The 5,611-nt window shown below is 63.8% G+C and carries 4 protein-coding genes and 1 pseudogene; 1 reads left to right on the top strand and 4 read right to left on the bottom strand.

The features are described 5' to 3' along the window. The 4 genes and pseudogenes from N430_RS29100 to N430_RS29085 form a co-directional block, all read right to left on the bottom strand. Nucleotides 1-224 (bottom strand): annotated as a pseudogene (locus tag N430_RS29100) (IS3 family transposase); the annotation flags it as partial. 214 nt (nucleotides 225-438) lie between these two features. Next, nucleotides 439-2,037 carry an MFS transporter gene (locus N430_RS29095; RefSeq protein ID WP_110640011.1) on the bottom strand — a complete coding sequence of 533 codons (1,599 nt, stop codon included), beginning with the start codon at nucleotides 2,035-2,037 and terminating at the stop codon, nucleotides 439-441. Nucleotide 2,038: 1 nt separating this feature from the next. After that, a complete protein-coding gene (locus tag N430_RS29090) occupies nucleotides 2,039-3,301 on the bottom strand; it encodes an OprD family porin (RefSeq protein WP_110640012.1) in 1,263 nt (420 codons plus the stop codon). Between the two features lie 206 nt (nucleotides 3,302-3,507). Continuing rightward, a complete protein-coding gene (locus N430_RS29085; RefSeq protein ID WP_110640013.1) occupies nucleotides 3,508-4,419 on the bottom strand; it encodes a LysR substrate-binding domain-containing protein in 912 nt (303 codons plus the stop codon). Between the two features lie 135 nt (nucleotides 4,420-4,554). Here N430_RS29085 and ycaC point away from each other — a divergent pair, with 135 nt between their 5' ends. Next, the gene (gene ycaC, locus N430_RS29080; protein ID WP_110640014.1) at nucleotides 4,555-5,184 is read left to right on the top strand and encodes an isochorismate family cysteine hydrolase YcaC; all 630 of its coding nucleotides are present in this window, start codon (nucleotides 4,555-4,557) and stop codon (nucleotides 5,182-5,184) included. Nucleotides 5,185-5,611: the final 427 nt, after the last annotated feature.

Below are 5,611 nucleotides of genomic sequence, written 5' to 3'. Positions count from 1 at the left end.
GGGTCAGACATCGCGCAGCTCCTCTCGTCGCGGATCGAGGCCCCCTGGCTCCAATCCTGCCGACCGTGCTTACGCAACCATACCAGAACCGTAGATTTTCCTTGGATGCCGTACCGCTCCCGGGCCTGGGTGCAGGTCAGCTCGCCTTTTTCGATCTGATCGACCACTGCCAATTTAAAAGACAGCGAGTAATCACGCTGTGTGCGCTTTACACCTTGATCCATCTGACTCTCCGGAAATTCGGGATGGGAGGTGTAAACCTTATTCAGGACGGGACACTGATGTGAAAAGGGGGCCAGTTACTGGCCCCCTTTTTTGTTCCTTCAGTGCTGGCCTCTTCGCGGGCTCGCCCGCTCCCACAGGTACAGTGCATCCCTCAGGCACTACGCGGTCCCTGTGGGAGCGGGCATGCCCGCGAAAAGGCCGGAAAGGCCAGCATCAATGGTGAGCCTTGTGCTCCCCCCCAGCCAACAGATGCCGGATCTTCACCTCGATCCCATCGGTCTGCAGCATCCGCACCCGAGCCTCGATCTTCAGCTCCCCCCGGGTCACCCGATGGTGATGGCGCAAATGCTCCAGCCACGACTCTTCGAAGAAGAACTCCAGCCACAACGCCGGATCTGCACTGTCACGCATCAACCCCCACGACAACGCGCCATTGCGCTTGCGCATCGCCTCCAGTTCCCGCGCCGCCTGCTGGAACGCCTCGGCCTTGGTCGGCTCGACGTGGTACTCCACGGTCACCATGACCGGCCCGCTGTCCTTGTCCATGTCATCGCTCAGCAGCGGTACCGGCCAGTGCAGCGACGGCGTCAGCTCCTCGGCTTCGGTTTCCGGCAGGGTGACCTTACAGGTCAGCAACGTACCCAGCGCCAGGCCACCGGCAGCCAGCAACAGGCTCAGGGTGATCGACGCATGACTGGCCAGCGTACCCCACAGCAACCCGCCGCTGGCCATGGCACCGAAGAAGAACAGGATGTACACCGACAACGCCCGCGCCCGTACCCAGGCCGGTACAGAGGTCTGCGCCGCCACCTGCAGGTTGGACAGCACCGCGATCCACGCCGCGCCACTGAGCAGCATCGCCGGCAGCAGCACGTAGAAGTTGCGTACCAGCGCCAATGCCAGCAGGAACAGGGCATACAGCAAGCTGGCACACATCACCAGGCGGTCGCGGCTGATGCGCTCGCGCAGGCGGGGCAGCAAGGTGGCGCCGGCTACTGCGCCGATGCCGATGGCCGCCAGCAGCAGGCCGAAGTCGGCCGCAGTGCCGTGCATCTCACCGCGCACGATCAACGGCAGCAGCGATGTCCCGGCACTGGCGCAGAAAAAGAACGCCAACGCCCGCAACAGCACGGCCTGCAACGGTTTGGCACTGCGCGCAAAACGCAGGCCGGTGCGCATGGCACCGACGAAGCGCTCGGCTGGCAACAACGGCTCCTTCACTTCGCGCTTCCACAGGAACAGCACCAGGATCACCCCGGCAAAGGACGCGGCATTCAAGGCGAACGTCAGCCAGGGGCCGACCATGCTCACCACCACGCCGGCCAGCGCCGGGCCGATGGCACGGGACACGTTGATGCCGACGCTGGAAATGGCCACCGCGTTGGCCAGGTCTTCCTTGCCCACCAGCTCCGGCGTCAGCGCGCTCCAGGCCGGCATCATCAACGCCGTGCCGATGCCCAGCGCCAATGTCAGCACCAGCAGCAGGGTGACATTCATCAGCCCGAGCAGCGTCAGGGCCGCCAGCACCACGGCCACCGATGACATCCACAACTGCACCAGCAGCAAGTAGCGGCGCTTGTCGACGATATCCGCCGCCGCGCCGGCCGGCAGGGCAAGGAAGAACATCGGCAGCGAGCCGGCCACCTGGATCAGCGCCACGTGCAGTGGGTTGGCCGACAGCGTGGTCATCAGCCAGCCGGCGCCCACCTCGTGCATCCAGGTGCCGATGTTGGAGGCGATGGTGGCAATCCACAGCATGCGGAAGGTGGTGTTGCGCAACGGGCTCCAGGCGCCTGAAGGGGAAGTGCTCATGTCAGAAGCTGCCTTTGAGTGGGTATTCGATGATCAGGTAGATGCGGTCGATGTCATCGCCGGCCTGGGCCTGGTTGGCGCGGTGGCTGACGTGGGAGAACGACAGGCTCAGGTCCTTGGCGGCACCGGACTGCACCACGTATTTCAGGTCGACATCGCGCTCCCAGTGTTTACCGCCCTGGCCGTACTGGTTCACGTAGGCGCCGCCCGCAGGCGCATGGCTGCCGTCGATGCCGCGGCCGCTGACGTAGCGCCCCATCAGGCTCAGGCCGGGGACGCCGAGGGTGGCGAAGTTGAGGTCGTAGCGCAGTTGCCACGAGCGTTCGCCGGGGCCGTTGAAGTCGGCGTACTTGATCGAGTTGGCCAGGTAGATGGAGTCACCGCCGACGAAGTCGAACGGCGTGTCCCCCTCGACCTTCTGGTAGGCCAGGGTCAGTGCCTGGGCGCCGAAGCTGTACTTGGTCAGCAGGCTGTAGGCGAGGGTGTCGATCGCCCCGGCGCTGGCGTTGCCGGTGTCGCGGGTCTTGTAGAGATTGCCGTCCAGGCGCCAGTTGCCCTCGGTCAGGTTCAGGTTCAGGTAGGCCTGGCGCCAGGTGTTCTCCAGCTCCCCGGCGTACAACGCGCCGCCGAACGGGCCGTGCGGCGCGAAGGTGGCGCCGGCCAGGCTGATGGCGCGGTTGTGGGTGGTGGCGCCGTAGCCGCTGAAGTCGTCGTGGGTGGAGCTATTGTCCTGGTTGTTGAAGGCGGTGAAGCGCCCGGCCTGCAGCCGCCAGTCGGGAAGGTCGGTGTTGTCCATGAACCAGCCGGTGGCGTATTCCGGGTGCAGGCGCTTGTCGCCGGTGTCGAACACCGGGGTTTCCACAGTCATTTCGCCGTAGCGCAACTGGGTGTTGCCCAGGCGCAGCTTGAGCGCGGCACCGGCGCTGGAGTAGTCGGATTCGGCGCGGCCATCGCTGTCGCGGGGCAGCAGGCCGGTGCCGGCATGGCCGCGACCGCCGTCGAGCTTGAGGCCGAGGAAACCGTGGGCGTCGAGGCCGACACCGACCGTGCCCTCGGTGAAGCCGGAGCGGATCTCGCCGATGAAACCCTGGGCCCATTCCTGGCGGTAGTTCTGGCCGCTGGCAGAGGGCGAGCGGAAGTCGCTATGCAGGAAATAGTTGCGGCTGAGCAATGACCAGTCGGCTTCATCTGCCTGGCTGAGTGCCGGGCAGAGGGCGAGGGTGGCGAACAGGGCGCGGCCTGGTCCGTGATTGGCGCGGATCATGGGGCCTCCAAGGGGGATGATCCGGGACTGTGAAGCAAGGATAGGTCAGGGGTCTTGTAACTGTGTGCTGGGAGCGATCTGCGTCAACTGTGCCGGCCTCTTCGCGGGTAAACCCGCTCCCACAGGATCACCACAGGCCCGAGGTGCACGCGACCCCTGTGGGAGCGGGTTTACCCGCGAAGAGGCCGGCACAGACAACCTTGAACTCAAGCCATGTCGCTGATGGCGAATTCCTCAGCCAAGTGATCGATCAGCGCCCGCACCGACGGCAGCAACCCGCGTCGCGACGGGAAGATCGCATGCACGATGCCGCACCGCGGGTGCCAGTCCGGTATCAGCTCCACCAACCGACCGGCCGCCAGGTCCTCACGCACCGCTACCCGCGGCAGGTGGGCAATACCCACTCCAGCGACCACGAAGTGACGCAGGGCGAACAGGTCGTCTGTCACCATGCGTGGCGTATGCGGGATGACGATGCTACGGCTGCTGTCCTCGCCCTGGAACAGCTCCCACTGGTACTCGCGCTGGGCACTGCCCCAATGCAGGCTCGGCAGGGTGCTCAGCAACTGCGGGTCAAAGTTTTTTGGCAATTGCTCAAGGTACTGCGGCTGGCCGACCAGGCACTGGGTGCTGTTGCTCAGCACCTTCATCACCATGTCGGTGTTCTCCAGCGGCGGGAAGCGCACCCGCAGGGCAATGTCGAAGCCTTCGTGCAGCAGGTCGACACGGCGGTTGGTGCTCTCGATGAACAGCTCTACCTGCGGGTATTTGAGCATGTAGCGGGTCAGCATCGGCCCGACCCAGGAGTTGAGCAGGGTAGTCGGGCAACTGATGCGCACCAGCCCGCGCGGTTCGCTGCGGTTGCGCTCGATGATCTCTGCCGCGCCCTCGGCTTCGACGCGCATGGCCAGGCAACGGTTGTAGTAGGCCTGGCCGATCTCGGTCAGCGAGCAGTGGCGGCTGGTGCGGTGCAGCAGGCGCACGCCCAGGCGGTCCTCAAGGTCGGCGATGCGCCGGCTGAGCTTCGACTTGGGCATGTCCAACGCCCGCCCGGCCGGGGCGAAGCCACCGTGCTCTACAACCTGGGTGAAGTAATAGAGGGAGTTGAGGTCTTCCAACGGTCGTTCTCCAGATGGAACGCTAAGGGCAATTTTCGCAGTCTACCGCCGTAAAGGTGATGATTTTAATCTGTGCCCATCAACGCGAAACACCCCAGATTGCTGAAAAATTCATAAACCTTAGGAGCACAGACCATGAGCAAATTCACCTACAACCGCCTGAACAAAGACGACGCCGCTGTCCTGCTGGTCGACCACCAGGCTGGCCTGCTGTCCCTGGTGCGTGACATCGAGCCGGACAAGTTCAAGAACAACGTGCTGGCCCTGGCCGACCTGGCCAAGTTCTTCAACCTGCCGACCATCCTCACCACCAGCTTCGAGCAAGGCCCTAACGGTCCGTTGGTACCAGAGCTGAAGGAACTGTTCCCGGATGCGCCATACATCGCCCGCCCAGGCCAGATCAACGCCTGGGACAACGAAGACTTCGTCAAGGCGGTAAAGGCTACTGGCAAGAAGCAGCTGATCATTGCCGGTGTGGTGACTGAAGTGTGCGTAGCGTTCCCGGCGCTGGCTGCTCTGGAAGAAGAGTTCGACGTGTTCGTGGTGACTGATGCTTCCGGCACCTTCAACGAAATGACCCGTGATGCTGCCCATGACCGCATGAGCCGGGCCGGTGCCCAGCTGATGACCTGGTTCGGCGTGGCCTGTGAGCTGCACCGCGACTGGCGCAACGACATTGAAGGGCTGGCGGCGCTGTGCTCCAACCACATTCCGGACTACCGAAATCTCATGACCAGCTATATCGCGTTGACTGCAGGTAAGTAACAGCGAGTTCTTGCGGTTCGAAAGGCCGACCCCGATAGCGGGGTCGGCCTTTTTCGTTTGTCTGTGTGATGGCTGCGATGTGCTTGCTTTGATGGAGTGTTAGGGCTGGCATGTGCCGGCCTCTAGACAGTGTCAGGACTGACAGGTGCATGCCTTAAGCTCTTCAGCGCCTGTGAAATCGAGCGCCGCCCGCGCGGCGCATCGCGGGCAAGCCCGCTCCCACATCTGTTTCGGGCCAGTCTCTCCTGTGCCGCCAACAGGATCCCTCCTTGGTGCATGACTAAAGACAGGTGGAGCGGCATCAGCGCCCACCGAGATGCAGCGCCATGCCAACAAGGCGGTCCCTGTTGGCTTCACAGGAGAGATTGGCCTGAAACAGATGTGGGAGCGGGCTTGCCCGCGATGCGCCGCGCGGGCGGCGCTCGAT

This window comes from Pseudomonas sp. CC120222-01a, assembly GCF_003097235.1.
GTDB lineage: Bacteria > Pseudomonadota > Gammaproteobacteria > Pseudomonadales > Pseudomonadaceae > Aquipseudomonas.
This window is presented reverse-complemented; position numbering and strand designations above follow the sequence as displayed.